This is a genomic window from Arthrobacter sp. TJ-58, assembly GCF_058269295.1.
The window spans coordinates 656,064-674,692 of sequence record NZ_JBZCNM010000001.1 but is presented as its reverse complement, the minus strand read 5'-3'; the positions used below and the strand labels follow the sequence as shown (position 1 = coordinate 674,692).

Genomic DNA, 18,629 nt, shown 5'->3' with positions numbered 1-18,629 from the left:
TTTGGCCGGCCCGTTCCGGGCCTGCCTTTCTGTGTCCGGTGGCATCTGCCGCCGGGCGGCGCTGCGGGAATCCGCCGCGCCGGTAAAGTTCAGTGCCCGCCGCACCCTACCGCTGAGAGCCGGGTTCTTCGGAAGATTCCCCTTCTGCGCCGGCCTCCGCGGAGTGGGCGCCGGCGGGAGCGGGCAGGACGACGGCGGTGGCCCCGTCAATCCGCGTCACCAGCACGGGTGCGCCGGCCGTGAGGCTGGAGCCGTCCGCTGTCCGCGCTGTCCAAATGTCGCCGCCGATCTTGACGGTTCCGGCGGAACCGGAAACGGCTTCCATGGCCACGGCGGATGCGCCGATCAGCCGGTCAATGTTGGAGCGCTGGTCCCGCGGTCCGCGTTCCAGATGCTTCATGGCAACCGGACGGACCAGGAAGATCATCAGCAGCGACACGATGCAGAAAACCACCACCTGGAGGAATACCGGTGCTCCCAGGATTGCCGCCAGCATGGCGCCCAGGGCACCGACGGACAGCATGGCAAAGAAAAGGTCCAGCGTCAGTGTTTCGATGGCGGCCAGCGCCAGGAAAAGCACCAGCCAAACGGCCCAGCCGTAGTCAAGCAGCCATTGGTTTACTTCCTGCATGTCGCTCCCTTCAGCTCCGCCGGGGCTGGTCCGCGGCGGTTGGTGTACGGGCGGTGCTGCCCATTCTGCCTCAAACGGGTCCGGTTTAGTCCGGCGACACCGGTGATAGCTATAACGTTTGGGTGCCGCTTTCCGTGTCCGGTGTCATAGTGTCCGCGCCTGCGGCGCTCAGGCGGCGCGAAAAAGCTGAAGAGTGAAGGAGGCGGTCACCGGGATGGTATCCGGCAGCCCGGCCAGGTTCTCCTGAAGCAAGTTGCGGTCCAGATGCCGTGCGGACGGACCCATCAGCGCCACGTTGCGGATGTCGGCGGAGCGCAGGTCCATGACGTATTCGCAGTGCCGGGTTTCTGCCGGCCGGAAATGCGCCTGGACCGCGACGGCTACGCGGTTTTCCTTTTCAGCGCCGATGTCCAGCATGCCGGCCAGCCCCCGGATTTCCTGCAGGTGTCCGGGCTGCGGCGTTACTACGGCCAGGACTCCGCCGGGGCGCAGTACGCGGCGGAATTCCGGGACGTTGCGCGGGGCGAAGACATTGAGCACTGCATCGACGGCGCCGTCGGCCACCGGGAGCGGACGCCAAACATCCCACACCAGGCAGTGCGCTGCAGGCAGCGCCCGGGCGGCACGCCGCAGGGCAAACTTGGAGATATCCAGGGCCACCGCATCCGCGGCGGGCAGCGCGTTGCTGACCACGCCAAGGTAGTAGCCGGTCCCGGCTCCGGCGTCGAGCATCATCCGCGCGTCGGGAACCGCCGACGCCACCAGACCGGCCAGGTCATCGGCCATGCGGCGGTAATGCCCGGCGGCGAGGAAGTCCACGCGGGCCTGCACCATTTCAGCGGTGTCGGCAGCAAATTTGGTGCCGCTGCCCGTGAGCAGGTTGAAGTAGCCCTGGCGCGCGGCGTCGAACCGGTGCCCCCGCGGGCAAACGAGGCTGGCCGTCGGGGCAGCTTCGCCGGTGGGGGTTCCCGGCGGGATTCCGGGAGCCGAGAACGGCTCGCGGCAGACAGGGCACAGCAGCAGGGACAGGGGAACGGAGGGCATCATTCCATCTTAGGCGCGCCGCTGAGACGGGCGGGAACCACAGCAGTAGTAGGCTCGGGCGGGTGAAACCATGTGACTTGGATCTCCTGAATTCCGTTTCTGAACCTACTATCCATCCGGACGGCACCCGTGCGGTGGTGTCCGTGACGCGGCCCGATTTCGCGGCCGATGCCTACGTTGGCCAGCTCTGGTCCATCCCGCTGTCCGGAAGCAGCGACCCCTCCGGCAACGGTTCCGCCGGCAGCGGCGGCCCGCGGCGGATCACGCGGGGATTCTCCGACACCCGGCCGCGATTCTCGCCCGACGGCGAAGTCCTCGCCTTTGTGCGGTCCCTGCCCGGCCAGAAACCGCAGCTCTTCGCGGTTCCCGCCGCGGGCGGCGAACCGGCCCAGCTCACCGACTCCACAATGGGGGTTGGCTGGTTCCGTTTCTCCCCGAACTCCGCCCAGATAGTGTTCACCTCCCGCGTTCCCGCGCCGGGACGGTACGGAACCGTCGACGGCGTTGGTGCCGGCGCCGAGGACCCCCGCCTCATCAGCAGCTACAAATACCGCGCCAACGGTGCCGGCTACACCGCAGACAAGCGGGTGCAGGCCTTCCTGCTGGATCTGCCTGCCCTTGATGCTGAACCGTGGATTGAGCCGGTGGGCCGGGCCAAGGAAGCCCTGAGCAGTGCCGCGGATCAGAATGCCGGCGAAACCGCAGGCAGCGCAGCCGAAACCGGGGCCGGCGCCTTTCCCCCGGCCCGGCAGCTCACCTCCGCCGACGCCGATGCCTCCGCCCCCGTGTTTTCAGCCGACGGAAAGCGCATTCTGTTCACCGCTTCCCTTCATGAGCGGGCGGATGAGGACCTCGTCTCCGATCTCTACTCCCTGGACCTTTCCGGAGGAGAACCCGAGCGCCTGACGAACATGGAGCCCCTGACCGGCTCGCTGCTGGGCGCCGATCTGCCGACTCCCAGTGACGACGGCGAATGGCTGTTTTTCCTGGCATCTGAACTTTCCGGGTCAGGTACCGATTTCGTGGCCCGCAGCACCTCGCTGTACGTTCTGCCCTCGGATGCTTCGGCGCCGCCCCGGCGGCTGACCGATCCGGACACTATTGATTTGGCGGAGGGCGGCATTGTTCCGGCCGGAAACTCCACGGTTCTGGTGTTCAACCGTACCCGCGGCACAGTCGAACTGCTGAAGATCGATGCGGCGGGCGACAGTGAGGTCCTGGTCTCCGGGCCGCGCGTGGTGCAGGCTGCAGCGGCGGCCGCGGGCGCCGTCGTCGTCAGCTATGCGGACGCCGGAACCATGGGTGACGCGGCGCTGGTAGAGGCCGGCGGGATGCGTGCGCTGACGGACTTTTCGGCGGCACTTCGGCGTCAGGCGGCGCCCACACCGGGCACCGAGGAGATCCATCCGTCGCGTGACGGCTACCCCGTGCACGGATGGGTGTTCCTGCCTGAGGGGCCCGGTCCGCATCCCGTGCTGCTCAATATCCACGGCGGACCTTTTGCGCAGTTCGACTGTGCCTACTTCGATGAGGCGCAGGCCTACACTGCAGCCGGCTATGCCGTGGTGCAGTGCAATCCCCGGGGTTCGGCGGGATACGGCCAGGAGCACGGCCGCGCCATCAAGGAGGCCATGGGAACCAAGGACCTTGACGACGTCCTGTCCTTCCTCGAAGGGGTGCTGAGCACTCATCCGGAACTCGACGGCGAACGCCTGGGCGTGATGGGCGGTTCCTACGGCGGCTACCTGAGCGCGTGGACCATCGCCAACGATCACAGGTTTACAGCCGCCATCGTGGAGCGCGGCTTCCTTGATCCCCTGTCCTTCATTGGATCAGCGGACATCGGCTGGTTCTTCAGTGCCGCGTACACCGGGCAGGACCCGGACAAGGTGCTGGCGCAGAGTCCCATGGCACGGGTGGGCGACGTGCGAACCCCCACCCTGGTGGTGCATTCCGAAGAGGACCTGCGCTGCCCGGTGGAACAGGCACAGCGCTACTACACGGCGTTGAAGCAGCGCGGGGTTTCCACTGAAATGCTGCTGTTCCCGGGCGAAAACCATGAGCTGTCCCGGGCCGGAACGCCCTGGCACCGGCGCCAGCGCTTCGAGCACATCCTGCAGTGGTGGGCCACATGGCTGCCCACGCCGGCCAACCCGGGAGAGCGTGAGGCCGCGGCAGGCGCCTAGAAGCCCAGGCCCCGCTGGGCCTCGTCGATGGACGGCGAGGCCCAGCGGCGCAGGTATTCGCTGTTGCTGCACAGGGACCGGGTGAGGACCTTATCCACATAGACGGTGCCGTTGAGGTGGTCCGTTTCGTGCTGCACGATTCTTGCCTGCCAGCCTTCGAAGTCGCGCTGCTGTGAGGCTCCATCGGCGTCGGTGTACTGCAGCGTCACGGAACGGAACCGCGGGACCACACCCTGGTATCCGTTGAAGGAAAGGCAGCCCTCGAAGAACTCCACCATCTCGGGGCCGGCGGGCCGGTACTCGGGGTTGATGGCGGCGAAGAACTGCAGTGGATAGCGTTCCCGAATGTCCGTCAGGTCGGGATCTTCGAAATGGTCCTCCAGTACGGCGAGCCGCAGCGGAACGCCCAGCTGCGGAGCTGCCAGGCCAACACCCGGGGCTGCATGCATGACCCGGCGCATCAGTGCAATGAAGGCAGCCAGTTCGCCGTCGTCCAGCTGCCCGTTGTAGGGGAGCGCGGGCTGTCGAAGGGCGGGGTGGCCCAATTGAACGATCGGCGGCATGTCCGCTTCCAGCAGTGGAAGGACCAGATCACGGATGTAAGCAGTTTCTGAAGGCACGGCCCCATCATAGTTGCCACTGCTTCTCCTGCCCGCGTCGGGGCGTTAGGCTCTGCCGTCATGACAGAGCAACAGCCGTACGAGGTGCTGGCAGTTCTTCCCGGATTTGAGCTGCGGAACTATCCTGCCCACGTGGTGGCCCAGGTGACTGTCCATTCGGATTTCGAGTCGGCGGGAAATACTGCCTTCCGCTACCTGTTCGGCTACATCAGCGGCAACAACAGGCGGGGCGGGCCGGCTCTCCAGGACGTGTCAGCCGATCAGGCGGAGGTCCGGTTTTCACAGCAGATCCCCATGACGGCGCCGGTGCTGCTGCAGCCTGAGGGTTCCGCAGACGTCTTCACCGTAGCCTTTGTGCTCCCTGAAGCATTTTCCGCCGAGACGGCACCGGATCCCCAGGATCCCGCCGTCTCCATTGTGGCGGTGCCGGAAAGCAGGGCGGCTGCGGCTTCTTTTTCAGGGCGCTGGACGGCGAAGAACTATCTGGATCACGCCGGGGCGCTGGGCGAGGCGGCGGAGGCCGCCGGTTTCACGGTACTGGGCCTGCCCCGGTTCGCTCGGTTTGATCCGCCTTACACGCCGTGGTTTCTGCGCCGCAATGAGGTCATCCAGACGGTGGAATAGCTGAAAAGGGCAAAAAAATAACCGGTTTGGGTGCCACGGACATGCCGTGGACACCCAAAACCGGGGGAGAGCGGGGGAATTAGCCCTCGCAGTCCATGCAGTACTTGTCGCCGTTCTTTTCCTTGGCGATCTGCGAACGGTGGCGCACCAGGAAGCAGGACATGCAGGTGAACTCGTCAGCCTGAGCCGGCACAACCTTGATGAGCAGCTCTTCGCCGGACAGATCGGCACCGGGAAGTTCGAAACCGTCAATGGCGTCCGTTTCGTCAGCGACGTCCCGAACAGCCGTCATTGCGCCGCCGCGCTGCTGGGCCTTCAGGCCCTCGAGGGAGTCGCTGGGGCGGTCTTCTTCCTTGACGCGGGGAGCATCATAATCAGTAGCCATGTGAAGTGCTTATCTCCTGAAATTTTGGGGGGTTGAGCGTAGATCATATAGCCGGGGACCCCTTTTTTCCCAACTGGAGGCGCAAGTGCAAATCTTAGGCCCTGATCAGCTCTGGGGGAAGTGATCGACGTCCTATTTTTTAGTCGTTTTCGGCTTTTTGGTCTGGGGAGCAGTGGAGGATCGTCAGGGGACCGGTACGCGCCAGTTATGTCAGGCGGCTGTGGCTGCGGTTCACTGCCGGTGAGCGTTATGACAAGCTGGCCGAGCCCGGCCGGCGGTGCCCGGGCGTTATGACAAGCTGCCGTGGTCGAGTTCTTCGGGGCCGGGCGTTATGACAAGCTGCCGTGGTCGAGTTCTTCGGGGCCGGGCGTTATGACAAGCTGCCGTGGTCGAGTACTTCGGGGCCGGGCGTTATGACAAGCTGGCTGGATTCGCCGGGGGCGTGGAATACGGGGCAGCACATTATGTCAACACAGGGTGGTTGTCGAGATTCGCCCGCGCACGCACTGGGGGACGTTATGTCAACTCATCTTGACACGGGACGGAGAAGGGGATCTCCCCGGAATTCGGTGACCTAGGTGAGCATTTGGAGCGGGGCATCAGCTGCCGGGCCCGGGTTGCCCGAAGATCACCGGGCGGGACTTTGCCGGAAGGTTGGGTGCAGGAGCTTGGTGACGGCTGAAAAACAGGGGATTGACGCACATTGGCAACTGGTGGGATTTAGCCTGTGAACCCCTCTCGGGCGCCTCTATGTAAACGCCGATAATCTACATTATGTCAACTAGCCTTGAGGAAGGGGTCCCCCGCGCCGTTCAGGACCCTGTCAGCCAGGTCCGGAGGCTACGTCGTCACCGCCATGTCGTCACCGCAACTTCGTCACCGCAGCGTTGTCGCCCTCGTCGTCCATCCGTTCCCGGCATCCAGGTGAGCGGCGGCTTCATCAGGGAGAAGGAGTTGGCCGGGAAGCATATGCTCCTATGCGTTCCGCTGATGTTGTTGGACCCGTGGGCGTGGACTGCCTTGAGTTGCACGCATTGCTGCGGCGGTCCCAGCTGCTGGCCACCGGCTGCGGGCTTACGGGCTGCGGCGAGCCGCCGGCCAGTGCCGGATGATCGACCGAGGCTCAGGCGGAGTTTGCCGCCGCGACAGGGGTGGCCGGGAATGCGCGGGCATGAGGGTTATTGCTGCGTCGGGCAGCATTCTCCGCCGGAACGGTGGGTTCTCCCCTGCACCATGACGTTGATAGGCAAACTCACCAAACTCACATAGACTCACACGAGACCGGAGCTGGAAACTCACAAGATACACAAGCACTCACAGGAGCCCGTGATGGAGAACCCCTTCCGCCCGTCAGCCGGTGCAACTCCCCCGCAAATCCTGGGCCGGGCAGGCGTGCTCGATGAGTTCGAGTACGGGCTTCGCCTCGGATCCGGAGCTCCCGGATTGCTGACCATCTTCACCGGGGCACGCGGAATCGGCAAAACGGTCATGCTCGGTGCCGCCCACGACATAGCCCGGGAAAAGGGCTGGGCGGTCATTTCCGAAACCGCCACGGCAGGCTTCATGGGCCGTATCGGAGAATCCATGCGAGGCATCGCCGAGGAGCTGGGGTCAGGTCCGGTCAACCGCCGCATCACGGCCATCGCTGCCGCCGGCTTCAGCATCACCACGCAGCTGCCGCCGGAACGCCAAGTGGCATGGCGGACACTGGGCGAGGAACTGCTCAGGCTCCTGGATGAACGAGGCAACGGGCTCATCATTACAGTGGATGAGATCCATGCCGCGGACCGCAGTGAACTCGCCCAGCTGGCCGCCAGCGTTCAGCACTTCATCCAGGACCGCCTTCCCATCGGGTTGGTCTTCGCAGGATTGCCCGCGGCGGTTTCCGACCTGCTGAACGAGGGAGTAGCCACCTTCCTCCGACGGGCGGACAAAATTGATCTCCACGCGGCCGCCATCCGGGAAGTGGATGAGTCCTTTGCGGCCACCTTTTCCGCTGCAGGCTTCCGGGTCTCCCCCGGCCTCGTGCACCGGGCAGCCGAAGCCACCGGCGGATATCCCTTCCTCATTCAGCTGGTGGGCTACTTCCTCTGGCGTGAGGCCGAAAACAGCCAGGGCGAACTCGGCCCGGAAGCCGTTGACCGAGCCATCGAGGCGGCACACCGCCGCAATGCGCGTACCGTCATCGAAGCGGCGCTTGCCGCCGCCTCCCCCAAAGATCTGGATTTCCTTTCTGCCATGGCCGAAGACGACGGCCCCTCCGTGGCCGGCGAAATAGGCCGGCGCATCGGGGCCCGTACAAATCTCGTCGCTAATTACCGTTCCAGGCTCCTGGCGGCTGGGCTCATACAGTCCGCCGGCCACGGCAAAGTTGACTTCGCGATCCCCGGCCTGCGGCAATACCTTCGCACCCGCCCCGGACGCTGAACCCGGTAAGGCTGCAAAAGATCGGTGGTTCACCCGGTAACCGTGCCGGGTGGAATTGGCTCGACGGGACGTACTGTCATGATGGGTCGCGTGAACATCACTGCTCAGCAGGCGCGGAGGTGGCGGCTGGGCCGGCACTGGCTTGATGCACGTGTGACTGCCCCGATTGAGGATGTGGTTGGCCGGGAAGGTGCCGTATCGGCGTGGCCGGTGACCGCACCGGAGCTGGCAGTCGCGGCGCGATGTAGTCCGGTCCATAAGGGAGCGCTGGAAGGTGCAGTCAAAGACGGCCGGTTAGTAAAGGCCTATGCGTTTCGCGGAGCCGTGCACCTCATGACACCGGACAGCGCATCCCTGTACCTGACGCTGCGCGCGTCGAGCAGGCAATGGGAGCGGCGAAGCTGGCAGGCGGCATATGGGCTCGCTCCAGGGGATTGGCCCGCGTTCCGGCAGCTCGTGCGCGACGCCGTGGCTGACCAGCCTCTGACCAGGCATGAGCTCAGTGAGGTGGCCGGCCGTGAACCTCGATACCGTCAGGCCGCAGCAGCTCTGGTGGACAAGACGGACACGCTGCTAAAACCGCTGATGTGGCAAGGTGACGTGTGCTTCGGGGCAGCTACGGACCAACCACGGCGGACCTCGTTCACTACCACGTGGCGGCCGGACTGAGCGCCGGCCGGCGTGCCCTCGATCGCTGGCTTGGGGATCTCGGGGACAAGATGTGCGCTGTCTCGGTTGACGGCCGGGACATGTGGATGCTTGCCGGTGAGGTCGACAGTCTTCATGCACTCACAAAAGTTGAAACGACGCCGGGCATCCGGCTCGTCTCGGCGGCCGACCCGTGGATCCTCGGTTCCGGAACAGCCGATCCGCTGATTGTTCCGCCGGGCCGGCGGGCACTGCTGTCTCGAGGCGCGAATCCGGTCCTGGCCCGCGGTGAGGTAGCCGGCACCTGGGCCGTAAAGAGCAGGAAGCTTACGGTGACGTTGTTTCCGGACAGACCCGTCATGGACGACGCCGAATTGTTCGAGGAGTGCGCCCGTGCCGCGGCAGTTACGGGAGCGGCGAATTACTCTTGCTCCTTGCTGGAATTATGAAAATCTCGCCCACATGAATTCTTCTCTTTCCGCAGGGGACAAAAACGCCCTGCCCGGATTCATCCGCCTATTCCGACGGGCGGCGGTACTCGCCTTGTCCTGCCTGATGACGGTGGCCGGCAGGTGCTTTTAGCGCACGCTGCTTTGGAGCTTCGGCGGTGCTGCTGCGCACCACCAGCCGTGTGGGCACCAGGTCGCAGCCGGGCTGCGTAGAGTTTTCCCTCATCTGCTTCAGCACCTTGTCGACGCACCGCCGCCCCAGTTCCGCAAAGTCCTGGTGCACGGTGGTGAGAGGCGGGCTGAAGGAACTGCTGTCCGGAATATCGTCGAACCCCACAATGCTCACGTCCTGCGGCACCCGGATTCCCTTTTCCTGAAATGCCCGCAGCACGCCCAGCGCCATCTGGTCGTTGGCGACAAACACCGCGGTGCAGCCGGACGAAGCAAGGGACAGCCCGGCCTCATATCCTGAGTCCGCGGACCAGTCCCCCCGCAGCAGCGGAGGTTCCTCGCAGCCCCGCGCGGCCAATGTTGTGCGCCAGGCGCTCACGCGCCGCTCGGAAGCGAAGGAAACAGAGGGTCCGGCGACGTGCCACACCGTGGAGTGCCCCAGATCCAGCAGATGCTCCACGGCCTTCCGGGTGCCGTCGGCCTGATCCGTGTCGATCACGCTGTAACCCTCGCTGGCCTCGGAATCGACCACGACGGCGTGTGTTCCCGCCGGCAGGGCAACGGTTGAGTAATCGAGCAGGTGGACTTCCATGATGACGATGACCGCATCCACCGCCAGCTCATTCAACCGTGAGAAAGCCCCCTGCACTCCGGCCTGGGTTGGTGCAGCTACGGGGATCAGCGTGATGGCATAGTCCTCTTCCGCAGCCCGGGCCGCGATGGCTTCGAGGGTACGGACGTTGCCGGTGGTGGCCAGCGTAAAAAGGATGACTCCGATGGTCCGGAAACTCCCCCGCTTCAGAGCGCGCGCGGCGCTGTTGGGCCGGTAACCCAGCTCGCGCATGGCGGCGATCACCTGCTCGCGGGTAGCTTCCACCACACCGGGACTGCCGTTCGACACGCGGGACACCGTCTGCGCCGATACCCCAGCCAGTCGGGCAACGTCCCGCATGGACACAGGCCGACTCTCTCGGGCGACGTGTTGACTGGAGGGAGGAGGCATGTGATTATCCTAACAATCAAAATGTTTACGTAAACATTTGCATGACTACTTACCCGTGCGGCTTAGGCCGGTATCAGTTCACAGAGGAACCACCATGACGACGGCGTCACCTCCACCCGCCTTGCTCGGCACGCAGCCGATGCCCGCCAGACGCACCCGGAAGCGGTCCTGGTCCGGCTGGCTTTTCATCGGGCCCTTCATGGCTGTCTTCGCGATTGTCTTCATGGCGCCGATCGCCTACTCGATCTGGCTCAGTTTCTTCCGCAACCAGCTCGTGGGCGGCAACAGGTTTGTCGGCCTGGCCAACTACAGCCAGGCCCTGCAGGATTCACAGTTCTGGTCTGCGCTGCTGCGGGTGACGCTGTTCCTGGCCGTGCAGGTGCCGGTCATGCTGCTCATCGCACTCCTGGTGGCTTTGGCGCTGGACAGCGGCAGGCTCTACGGCAAGTCCTTCTTCCGGATCTCCATTTTCCTGCCGTACGCAGTTCCCGCCGTGGTCGCCAGCCTGATGTGGGGCTTCATGTACGGCACCCGGTTCGGGCTGGTCGGCAATATCAACAGTGCCCTGGGCATCAACCTGCCGAACCCACTCTCCCCCGACCTCATCCTTGCCTCCATCGGGAACATCGTCACGTGGGAATTCATCGGTTACAACATGCTGATCTTTTACTCCGCCCTCAGCGTGATTCCGAAATCGATCTATGAGGCCGCGGAAATCGACGGCGCCAGCCAGTTCCGGCTCATCACCGCCATCAAAGTTCCCGCCATCCGCGGAGCACTGGTGGTGGCCACCATCTTCTCGGTCATCGGAAGCTTCCAGCTCTTCAACGAGCCAAGCATCCTGCAGAGCCTGGCACCTAACTCAATCTCCACCTATTTCACTCCGAACCTCTACGCCTACTCGCTGAGCTTCTCCGGCCAGCAGTACAACTACTCCGCCACCGTGGCCATCATCATGGGCGTCATCACCATGGTCATCGCCTACGCAGTACAGCTGCGCGGAATGCGGAAGGAAAGCTGACCATGAGCGTCGCCGTCGACCCCGCCCGAGCCCGGAACCAGAAATCCCGGAGCGCCAATATCCGCATGAAGAGCAAGCGCCGCGGCGTGGACAATCCCAAGCGGAATGTGCTGCTGACCGTCCTCACCGGCATTGTCCTTATTTACAGCCTTGTCCCGCTGCTTTGGCTGGTCATCAACTCCTCCAAGACCCAGGCCGATCTCTTCAGCTCATTCGGCCTGTGGTTCAGCGGTGATTTTGCCCTGTTCAGCAACGTTGCCGACACCCTCACCTACGACGACGGCATCTTCGTCCGCTGGCTGCTCAACACCGTGCTTTACGTGGTCCTGGGCGCGGGCGGGGCCACCTTCCTCGCCGTCCTAGGCGGATATGCCCTCGCGAAGTTCAACTTCCCCGGAAAGAAGGCCGTCTTCGCCGTCATTATCGGCGCCGTCGCCGTACCCGGCACCGCCCTGGCCGTCCCGACCTTCCTGATGTTCAGCGAGATCGGCCTCACCAACACCCCGTGGGCAGTCATCATCCCGTCGCTCATCTCGCCCTTCGGCCTGTACCTGATGTGGACATTCGCCACCGAGGCCATCCCCACCGAACTGCTGGAATCGGCGCGCATGGACGGGGCAGGAGAGTTCCGCACCTTCTTCCAGATCTGCCTGCCGCTGCTGGGGCCGGGCATCGTCACGGTGCTGCTGTTCACCATGGTGGCCACCTGGAACAACTACTTCCTGCCGCTGATCATGCTCAAGAACCCCGACTGGTATCCGCTGACCCTGGGCCTGAATGCCTGGAACGGCCAGGCCTCCACAGCCGGCGGCGAGGCGATCTTCAACCTCGTCATCACCGGTTCGCTCCTCACCATCCTTCCGCTGATAGCAGCGTTCCTGCTGCTGCAGCGCTACTGGCAGTCCGGCCTCAGCGCCGGCGCCGTCAAAGAATAAAACCCTTCCGGAAACAATGACGTGAAAAGGAAAACCATGAAGAGCAAAATCTCCCTGGCAGTGCTGCGCGGCTCCGCAGTTGCCCTTACCGCTGCCCTCGCCCTCACAGCCTGCGGCGGCGGAGACAGCGGCAACACCGGCACTGCAGCTGAAGAGGTCAGCGCCGACGACGTCCAGGCTGCCCTCGAGGAGGGCGGAGACATCACCATCTGGTCCTGGGAACCCACCCTCGACGAGGTTGTCGAGGGCTTCGAAGCGGAACACCCGAACGTCAACGTGAATCTCGTGAACGCCGGCACCGGCAATGACCATTACGTGGCACTGCAGAACGCCATCGCGGCCGGTTCGGGAGTTCCTGACATCGCGCAGCTGGAGTACTTCTCCCTCCCCCAGTTTGCACTGGCAGATTCCGTCAGGGACCTCAGCGGCTACGGTGCCGCAGACCTGCAGGACACCTACAACCCGGGCCCCTGGAACTCGGTCCAGGCCAACGGAGGCATCTACGGCCTTCCCATGGACTCCGGGCCCATGGCCCTGTACTACAACAAGGAAATCTTCGACAAGTACGGTGTGGAGGTTCCCACCACCTGGGATGAGTACGTCGACGCCGCCCGGGCCCTGCACAAGGCAGATCCCAGTGTGTACATCGCCAATGACACCGGAGACGCGGGTCTTGCCACCAGCCTCATCTGGCAGGCGGGCGGCCAGCCCTACAAGGTCGACGGGACAGACGTCACCGTCAATTTCTCCGACGAGGGCTCCACCAAGTTCACCGAAACCTGGCAGCAGCTCCTGGACGAAGATCTCCTGGCACCCATCACCTCCTGGGGTGACGAGTGGTACCAGGGACTCGGAAACGGCACCATCGCCACCCTTGCGACCGGCGCCTGGATGCCGGCAACCTTCTCCTCCGGTGTTGCGGCCACAGCCGGCAAATGGCGGGTTGCTCCCCTGCCCCAGTGGGAAGAGGGAGAAACAGCAAGCGCCGAAAACGGCGGCAGCGCCCTGAGCATCACGTCAGCCAGTGAGAAGGGCGCCCTGGCGTACGCCTTCCTCGAGTACGCCAACGTGGGCGACGGCGTCCAGACCCGTGTGGACAACGGTGCGTTCCCGGCCACTGCAGCCACCCTGGAATCAGAGGAGTTCCTGTCCGACGAGTTCGAGTACTTCGGCGGCCAGAAGGCCAATGAAGTCTTTGCGGAATCTGCCAAGAACGTCCCGGAAGGCTGGTCCTACCTGCCCTTCCAGGCCTACGCCAACGGCATTTACAACGACACCGCCGGACAGGCCTACGTCTCCGACACCACGCTCAAGGACGGACTGAAGGACTGGCAGGACGCCAGCATCAAGTACGGCAACGAGCAGGGCTTCACCGTCTCGGAGTAAGCCACGAACCAACGCATCACCGGATCCGGGCCGGCCGGGGCTTCGTGTCCCCGGCCGGCCCGGACCTGCATCCCGGCGTCTGCCATTGGACGCAAGCACACCCCCACACCCCGCATCCCCAACATCCCAAGGAGCTCTACCGTGCCAACACCCACCACCCACCGCTGGCTGCGCTGGCCCACCGATCCCCACCGCCGGCGCATGGCGTACGGCGCCGACTACAACCCGGAACAGTGGCCGCGGGAGACCTGGGACGAGGACGTGCGGCTCATGCGCGAGGCCGGCGTCAACGTGGTGTCACTGGCGATCTTCTCCTGGGCCCGGCTGCAGCCCGCCAGAGATACCTGGGACTTTGCCTGGCTGGACGAAGTCATCAACCTCCTTCACGAAAACGGCATTGCCGTGGACCTGGCCACCGCCACCGCCTCCCCGCCGCCGTGGCTGGCCACCGAGCACCCGGAAATCCTGCCCGTCACCGCCGACGGCGGGATCCTGTCACCCGGCGCCCGGCAGCACTGGCGTCCCACCAGCCCGGTCTTCCGGGAGCACGCGCTGAAACTCGTGACCGCCATGGCCGAGCGCTACAAGGACCACCCGGCAGTCTGTGCCTGGCACATATCCAATGAACTTGGCTGCCACAACATCTACGACTATTCCGACGACGCCGCCCGCGCGTTCCGCGTCTGGCTCACGGACCGCTACGGCAGCATCGATGTCCTCAACGACGCCTGGGGCACGGACTTCTGGTCCCAGCGTTACACGGACTTTGAACAGATCCTGCCTCCCCGACAGGCCGCTTCACATCCGAACCCCACCCAGCAGCTGGATTTCAAGCGGTTCTCCTCGGATGCGCTCAAGCAGTACCTGCGGGAAGAGCGCGACATCCTCAACGTCATCACTCCCGACATTCCCGTCACCACGAACTTCATGGTGATGGGTGAAACCAAGGGAATGGACTACGCGGACTGGGCTCCGGAGGTGGACTTCATCGCCAATGACCACTACTTCGTTCCCGGTCCGCAGGCGGTGGACGAGCTGTCCTTCTCGGCGAATCTCACCGGCAACATCGCCGGCGGCAAACCCTGGTTCCTGATGGAGCACTCCACCAGCGCCGTGAACTGGCAGCCGATCAACACCCCCAAAAAGCCCGGAGCGCTGCGCCGCGACTCACTCACCCATGTTGCCCACGGGGCGGACGCCGTCTGCTTCTTCCAATGGCGGCAGTCCAAGGCCGGCGCCGAGAAATTCCATTCGGCCATGGTTCCGCACGCCGGCGAGGACAGCCCCATCTTCCGCAGCGTGGTCAGCCTGGGCCGGGAGCTGGAGTCCCTGTCCGGCGTTGTGGGTTCGCGCCGCGGCCAGGCACCGGCAGCCATCCTCTTCGACTGGAACTCGTGGTGGGCCTCAGAACAGGATTCCCATCCCTCGGACCGTCTGCGCTACAAGCAGGAGGCCCTTGACTGGTACTCGGCGTTCCTGGCCCTGGGCCTCCGGGTTGACGTGGTTCCCTCCGCCGCTGAACTGGACGGGTACGGGCTCGTTGTTGCACCCGTCCTGCACGCTGTTCCGGCGGGCCTGAAAGCCCGCCTCGAGGAATATGTCCACGGCGGGGGGCACCTCGTCACCGGGTACTTCAGCGGCATCACGGACGAGAATGACCACATCTGGCTCGGCGGCTATCCCGGAGCCCTTGCAGATCTGCTGGGCGTGCGGATCGATGAGTTTGGCCCGCTGCAGGACGGCGAGACGGTTCAGCTGGACAACGGGACCACAGCCGCGCTCTGGGCCGACCGCGTGCATCCGTCCGCCGGCGACATCGAAATCCTCGCCCGATACACCAGCGGGGAGCACTCCGGCGATGCCGCAGTCACGCGCCGCACCGTCGGCACCGGAAGCGCAGCCTATGTGGGCGCACGCCTCGGTGCGGCCGGGCTCGAACCGATCCTCGCTGTTCTCGCGGCGAGCGCCGGGGTGGTCAGTGAGCTGCCTGCGGAGCTGCGCGGCGCCGTCGAACTGGTAGTGCGAACCAACGGGGACGCCGACTACGTTTTCCTCATCAACCGCACCGACGCGGCGGTGGACGTTACCGGCGTCGACGGCGATCCCCTGCCGGGCTGGGAATCCAAGCTGGCTCCGCGGTCGGTATCAGTGCTCACGAGAAAGGTACGCAGCGCCGCCTAGGAACTCCCTCCCATCCGCGAGCGCCCTGCCGATGCCGGGGAGTAAGCCTCCCCGGCATCGGCACCGAGTAAGTAGGGTGTGCGCTATGGATGACAGTGCTCCCCTGTGGGCTCAGGCGGTCGACTACGTCAGCACCGGGACAGCGGGTCCGCCCCTGGATCCGTCCCTTGACGTCACGGTGCACTTCCATCCCGACTCCCCCGTCTCCGGCACCACACTGCTGGCGCATCTGGTCACGGATTCCGTCTACCGCTCGCAGTTTGAAACCGGAACCGGCAACGGGGGCCTCACGGCCTGGCCGGGCGGCGAGCGCTGGCGCTGGGAGCAGCGGATGTTCGGCGGGGTGTACGACGGCGCCCCGGCAGCTGAGCGCCCCAAGTACGGTTCGCTGAACTACCGCCGTCTCCCCGTCGGCGGTTCCGTGCGGTTTGGCTCCTCCCACTTCCGGCTTCGCCGCACGGAGCTTCCCCGCGTGACGTTCTGCTATCCGGACAGCAGCACGGAGCCGGAGCACTTTGGCACGGCCGAGCACATGCCCCTGGTGGACCTGGCGCTGAAACACGCACCCGCTGCCGGTCTGGACATACTGGATGACCATGTGGAAGCGCACATTCACGGCCCCCTAAGGATCGAAAGCGACATTGCAGCGCTGGTCCTTGACCCTTCCTACCGCGGCACCGACGTCGAAACGGCTGCCCGTGCCCTCCCGTGCCCCCTGGAGTGGCACCCCGGATTCCGCCTCACTGCGGCGGACCTGGCCCGGTACCCCGATTATCGGAGCCCCGGCGTTGTGGCGGCAGGGCAGGATATTGCTGAAGATGGGCGGCTGGACCCCCGGGTTATCGGCATCGCCGTGCAGGAACAGCGGTATGACCGGCAAACACTCAAGCAGCTCTGGCACTGTGTGGCACGGTTTGGCTACGACTGGAGCGGCACAGGAGCCTGACGCTGACCCCTGCGGTTGGGGCTCTTGTGAACAGACGCCCCCGGGCCTGAAGATCCCCTTACAAGAAGATCCCCCGGGTAGCAGCGCCCGGGGGATCTTCAAGGGAAATATCTATTCGAACACACGTTCGATTTAGACCTGAATCTAGATCAGGCTGCCTGCCTCTGCGCCCTGAGGCCGGGACAGGGCAACCGCGGCCGGACGTTCACACGTACTGCGAATCGGCACCGCGCCGCCGGACTCCGCGGAGGCCAGCACCGCCTGCATGACTTCCAGCACGTGGAACCCCAGTTCGCCGCTGGCCCGCGGCAGTTCCCCTGCCGGAGTGAGGGCCAAATCCTGCAGGCCTATCCCCCGTGAGGCGCCCTGGTACCCCGCTGATACCGGCAGAAGCTCCCAGTCATCGGCGTCGAGGCGCCGCACATGAACCTCCCCGTCAAAGCGGTTGGGGTCGGGAACTGCCAGCGAACCCGTCTCCCCATGAATTTCGATGTTGGACGACCGTGTGGCCACGGCATCAAAGCTCATCACCAGGGTGGAGAGGACACCGGAAGCGTGGACCAGGACCCCGGTGACGTGAGTGGGAGTACTGACCGGAATTTCTTCCCCCGCGCGCAGGCCCGACCCGATGATCCGGGTATCCCGGGTGCTGCTGGCCGCACCGATAACAGAGGCAACGGGTCCCAGCAGTGTGACCAGGGCGGAAACATAGTAGGGGCCCATATCCAGCAGGGGGCCGCCACCCGGGACGTAGTAGAAATCGGGGTTCGGATGCCACCGCTCATGGCCCGGCGTGACCATGGTGGCCGTGGCGGAGATGGGCTTTCCGATCAGCCCGTCATCAATTGCCTTTCGTGCCGTCTGCGTGCCGGTGCCGAGCACGGTATCCGGCGCCGAGCCCAGGATGACGCCGGCAGCCGCGGCCGCTTCCAGCATCGACTGTCCTTCAGCGGTGCTGGCAGCCAGCGGCTTCTCGCCGTACACGTGCTTGCCGGCAGCAATCGCCTTCAGGGCAACCTCTGCATGGGCGGCGGGGATGGTGAGGTTCAGGACCAGGTCCACGGCGTCGTCGGACAGCAGTTCATCCACGGTCAGGGCACGGACCCCGGGGTACTCGGCGGCAACGGCACGGGCCCGGTCCATATCCAAGTCCGACACTGCGGTGAGGGCCACGGCGTCGAGCCGCGGAAATGTTTCGAGATAGGCCGCGCTAATGTTGCCGCAGCCCACCATGCCGATCCGCAGTGGGGCGGCACCGCCCGATTCTGAATTCAGCGGCTCGCCCACAGCATGCCCCTTTCAATGAGAGTCTTTACGTTCTGGTCCTGCAGGATCTGAACCGAGTGGCCGGGCGTGGCCACAAAGATCTTGCCCGCACCCCACTGCCGCGTCCAGACAGCCGGGCAGGTGACGGGGCGGTGCCAGGAATCCCATTCCCGCGCCGGAAGCGTGGTGGTGGCCAGCACATCGATGTAGTCGTCGGTGAGGACCCAGTACTGTTCGGTGCGCAAATCAAAGTCCGCCAGCCCGGCAGTAATGGGATGGTCTGCCGCTGCCGGCAGCATCTGAACCGTGTAGTCGATGAAGTTGTCGGAGGCGTCCCCCACCCTCTCATCCGGGTGCTTGCCCGGGTGGCAGGCGAACTGGCCGCCGATCAGGTGCAGGTAGTCGGAGTTGTTCCGGTAGGAGTCGGCGATTCCGCCGTGCCAGCCGGCCATTCCGGTACCGGCGTCAATGGCCGCCCGCAGCCCCTCGAACTCCTCTTTTTCAATGGTGTTCATGGTGTTGCACTGGACGATCAGGTCAACGGTGGCCATGTACTCGGCGTCGGCATAGATCTTCGGCGATTCCTCCACCCGGATCTCGAACCCGTTGTCCCTCAAGTGGGGTAGGAAGAGGTCTGTGGCTTCGACCGGCTGATGCCCGTCCCAGCCGCCCCGGACAACGAGGGCCTGACGTGTGGTGCTCATAG

General features: G+C 64.7%; 15 protein-coding genes and 1 pseudogene. 9 read left to right on the top strand and 7 right to left on the bottom strand.

Annotated elements, in window-relative coordinates; all coding sequences use genetic code 11:
* Positions 1 to 106: 106 nt before the first annotated feature.
* The gene (locus AC4D2W_RS03140) at positions 107 to 631 is read right to left on the bottom strand and encodes an NfeD family protein (protein WP_490925450.1); all 525 of its coding nucleotides are present in this window, start codon (positions 629 to 631) and stop codon (positions 107 to 109) included.
* Positions 632 to 799: 168 nt separating this feature from the next.
* Positions 800 to 1,675: a methyltransferase domain-containing protein gene (locus tag AC4D2W_RS03135; protein ID WP_490925449.1), complete on the bottom strand. Its 876-nt coding sequence runs from the start codon at positions 1,673 to 1,675 to the stop codon at positions 800 to 802.
* Between the two features lie 62 nt (positions 1,676 to 1,737).
* Here AC4D2W_RS03135 and AC4D2W_RS03130 point away from each other — a divergent pair, with 62 nt between their 5' ends.
* A complete protein-coding gene (locus AC4D2W_RS03130) occupies positions 1,738 to 3,861 on the top strand; it encodes a S9 family peptidase (protein WP_490925448.1) in 2,124 nt (707 codons plus the stop codon).
* On the opposite strand, the gene AC4D2W_RS03125 is transcribed toward AC4D2W_RS03130, so the two are convergent.
* A complete protein-coding gene (locus AC4D2W_RS03125; RefSeq protein ID WP_490926006.1) occupies positions 3,858 to 4,424 on the bottom strand; it encodes a peptide deformylase in 567 nt (188 codons plus the stop codon). The two genes, AC4D2W_RS03130 and AC4D2W_RS03125, sit on opposite strands and share 4 nt — an antisense overlap.
* A gap of 117 nt (positions 4,425 to 4,541) precedes the next feature.
* Here AC4D2W_RS03125 and AC4D2W_RS03120 point away from each other — a divergent pair, with 117 nt between their 5' ends.
* Entirely contained in the window at positions 4,542 to 5,105 is a 564-nt protein-coding gene (locus AC4D2W_RS03120; RefSeq protein ID WP_490925447.1) for an SOUL family heme-binding protein, read from the top strand.
* A gap of 79 nt (positions 5,106 to 5,184) precedes the next feature.
* Here the strand turns inward: AC4D2W_RS03120 and AC4D2W_RS03115 are convergent, their stop codons facing one another.
* Positions 5,185 to 5,490, bottom strand: coding sequence for a DUF4193 domain-containing protein (locus tag AC4D2W_RS03115; protein ID WP_400929285.1), 306 nt, complete (start codon positions 5,488 to 5,490; stop codon positions 5,185 to 5,187).
* Between the two features lie 1,329 nt (positions 5,491 to 6,819).
* Between AC4D2W_RS03115 and AC4D2W_RS03110 the strand changes: the two genes are divergently transcribed.
* Positions 6,820 to 7,917, top strand: a complete 1,098-nt coding sequence (locus AC4D2W_RS03110) for a DUF8462 domain-containing protein (protein ID WP_490925446.1) — start codon at positions 6,820 to 6,822, stop codon at positions 7,915 to 7,917.
* A gap of 78 nt (positions 7,918 to 7,995) precedes the next feature.
* Positions 7,996 to 9,014: pseudogene (locus tag AC4D2W_RS03105) on the top strand (DNA glycosylase AlkZ-like family protein).
* Between the two features lie 67 nt (positions 9,015 to 9,081).
* Here the strand turns inward: AC4D2W_RS03105 and AC4D2W_RS03100 are convergent.
* Positions 9,082 to 10,137, bottom strand: a complete 1,056-nt coding sequence (locus tag AC4D2W_RS03100; protein ID WP_490926005.1) for a LacI family DNA-binding transcriptional regulator — start codon at positions 10,135 to 10,137, stop codon at positions 9,082 to 9,084.
* 145 nt (positions 10,138 to 10,282) lie between these two features.
* On the opposite strand from AC4D2W_RS03100, the gene AC4D2W_RS03095 reads away from it, so the two are divergent.
* The 5 genes from AC4D2W_RS03095 to AC4D2W_RS03075 all read left to right on the top strand — a co-directional run bounded on the left by AC4D2W_RS03095 (position 10,283) and on the right by AC4D2W_RS03075 (position 16,657).
* On the top strand, positions 10,283 to 11,209 hold the full coding sequence (locus AC4D2W_RS03095) for a carbohydrate ABC transporter permease (protein ID WP_490925445.1): 927 nt from the start codon (positions 10,283 to 10,285) through the stop codon (positions 11,207 to 11,209).
* Between the two features lie 2 nt (positions 11,210 to 11,211).
* Positions 11,212 to 12,144: a carbohydrate ABC transporter permease gene (locus tag AC4D2W_RS03090; protein ID WP_490925444.1), complete on the top strand. Its 933-nt coding sequence runs from the start codon at positions 11,212 to 11,214 to the stop codon at positions 12,142 to 12,144.
* A gap of 36 nt (positions 12,145 to 12,180) precedes the next feature.
* A complete protein-coding gene (locus AC4D2W_RS03085; RefSeq protein ID WP_490925443.1) occupies positions 12,181 to 13,530 on the top strand; it encodes an ABC transporter substrate-binding protein in 1,350 nt (449 codons plus the stop codon).
* A 141-nt stretch (positions 13,531 to 13,671) separates the two neighbouring features.
* Positions 13,672 to 15,711: a beta-galactosidase gene (locus AC4D2W_RS03080; RefSeq protein ID WP_490925442.1), complete on the top strand. Its 2,040-nt coding sequence runs from the start codon at positions 13,672 to 13,674 to the stop codon at positions 15,709 to 15,711.
* A gap of 85 nt (positions 15,712 to 15,796) precedes the next feature.
* Complete coding sequence (locus tag AC4D2W_RS03075; RefSeq protein WP_490925441.1) at positions 15,797 to 16,657, top strand: DUF3626 domain-containing protein; 861 nt, start codon at positions 15,797 to 15,799, stop codon at positions 16,655 to 16,657.
* Positions 16,658 to 16,801: 144 nt separating this feature from the next.
* Here the strand turns inward: AC4D2W_RS03075 and AC4D2W_RS03070 are convergent, their stop codons facing one another.
* Complete coding sequence (locus AC4D2W_RS03070; protein ID WP_490926004.1) at positions 16,802 to 17,890, bottom strand: Gfo/Idh/MocA family protein; 1,089 nt, start codon at positions 17,888 to 17,890, stop codon at positions 16,802 to 16,804.
* Between the two features lie 38 nt (positions 17,891 to 17,928).
* The gene (locus AC4D2W_RS03065; RefSeq protein WP_490925440.1) at positions 17,929 to 18,627 is read right to left on the bottom strand and encodes a ThuA domain-containing protein; all 699 of its coding nucleotides are present in this window, start codon (positions 18,625 to 18,627) and stop codon (positions 17,929 to 17,931) included.
* Between the last annotated feature and the right edge of the window lie 2 nt (positions 18,628 to 18,629).

Bases quoted from the DNA above. Each gene is read 5' to 3' on its own strand.
- AC4D2W_RS03140 (WP_490925450.1), bottom strand. From the start codon at position 631: ATGCAGGAAGTAAACCAATGGCTGCTTGACTACGGCTGGGCCGTTTGG.
- AC4D2W_RS03135 (WP_490925449.1), bottom strand. From the start codon at position 1,675: ATGCCCTCCGTTCCCCTGTCCCTGCTGCTGTGCCCTGTCTGCCGCGAG.
- AC4D2W_RS03125 (WP_490926006.1), bottom strand. From the start codon at position 4,424: ATGCCGCCGATCGTTCAATTGGGCCACCCCGCCCTTCGACAGCCCGCG.
- AC4D2W_RS03120 (WP_490925447.1), top strand. From the start codon at position 4,542: ATGACAGAGCAACAGCCGTACGAGGTGCTGGCAGTTCTTCCCGGATTT.
- AC4D2W_RS03115 (WP_400929285.1), bottom strand. From the start codon at position 5,490: ATGGCTACTGATTATGATGCTCCCCGCGTCAAGGAAGAAGACCGCCCC.
- AC4D2W_RS03110 (WP_490925446.1), top strand. From the start codon at position 6,820: ATGGAGAACCCCTTCCGCCCGTCAGCCGGTGCAACTCCCCCGCAAATC.
- AC4D2W_RS03100 (WP_490926005.1), bottom strand. From the start codon at position 10,137: ATGCGGGACGTTGCCCGACTGGCTGGGGTATCGGCGCAGACGGTGTCC.
- AC4D2W_RS03095 (WP_490925445.1), top strand. From the start codon at position 10,283: ATGACGACGGCGTCACCTCCACCCGCCTTGCTCGGCACGCAGCCGATG.
- AC4D2W_RS03090 (WP_490925444.1), top strand. From the start codon at position 11,212: ATGAGCGTCGCCGTCGACCCCGCCCGAGCCCGGAACCAGAAATCCCGG.
- AC4D2W_RS03085 (WP_490925443.1), top strand. From the start codon at position 12,181: ATGAAGAGCAAAATCTCCCTGGCAGTGCTGCGCGGCTCCGCAGTTGCC.
- AC4D2W_RS03075 (WP_490925441.1), top strand. From the start codon at position 15,797: ATGGATGACAGTGCTCCCCTGTGGGCTCAGGCGGTCGACTACGTCAGC.
- AC4D2W_RS03070 (WP_490926004.1), bottom strand. From the start codon at position 17,890: ATGGTGGGCTGCGGCAACATTAGCGCGGCCTATCTCGAAACATTTCCG.
- AC4D2W_RS03065 (WP_490925440.1), bottom strand. From the start codon at position 18,627: ATGAGCACCACACGTCAGGCCCTCGTTGTCCGGGGCGGCTGGGACGGG.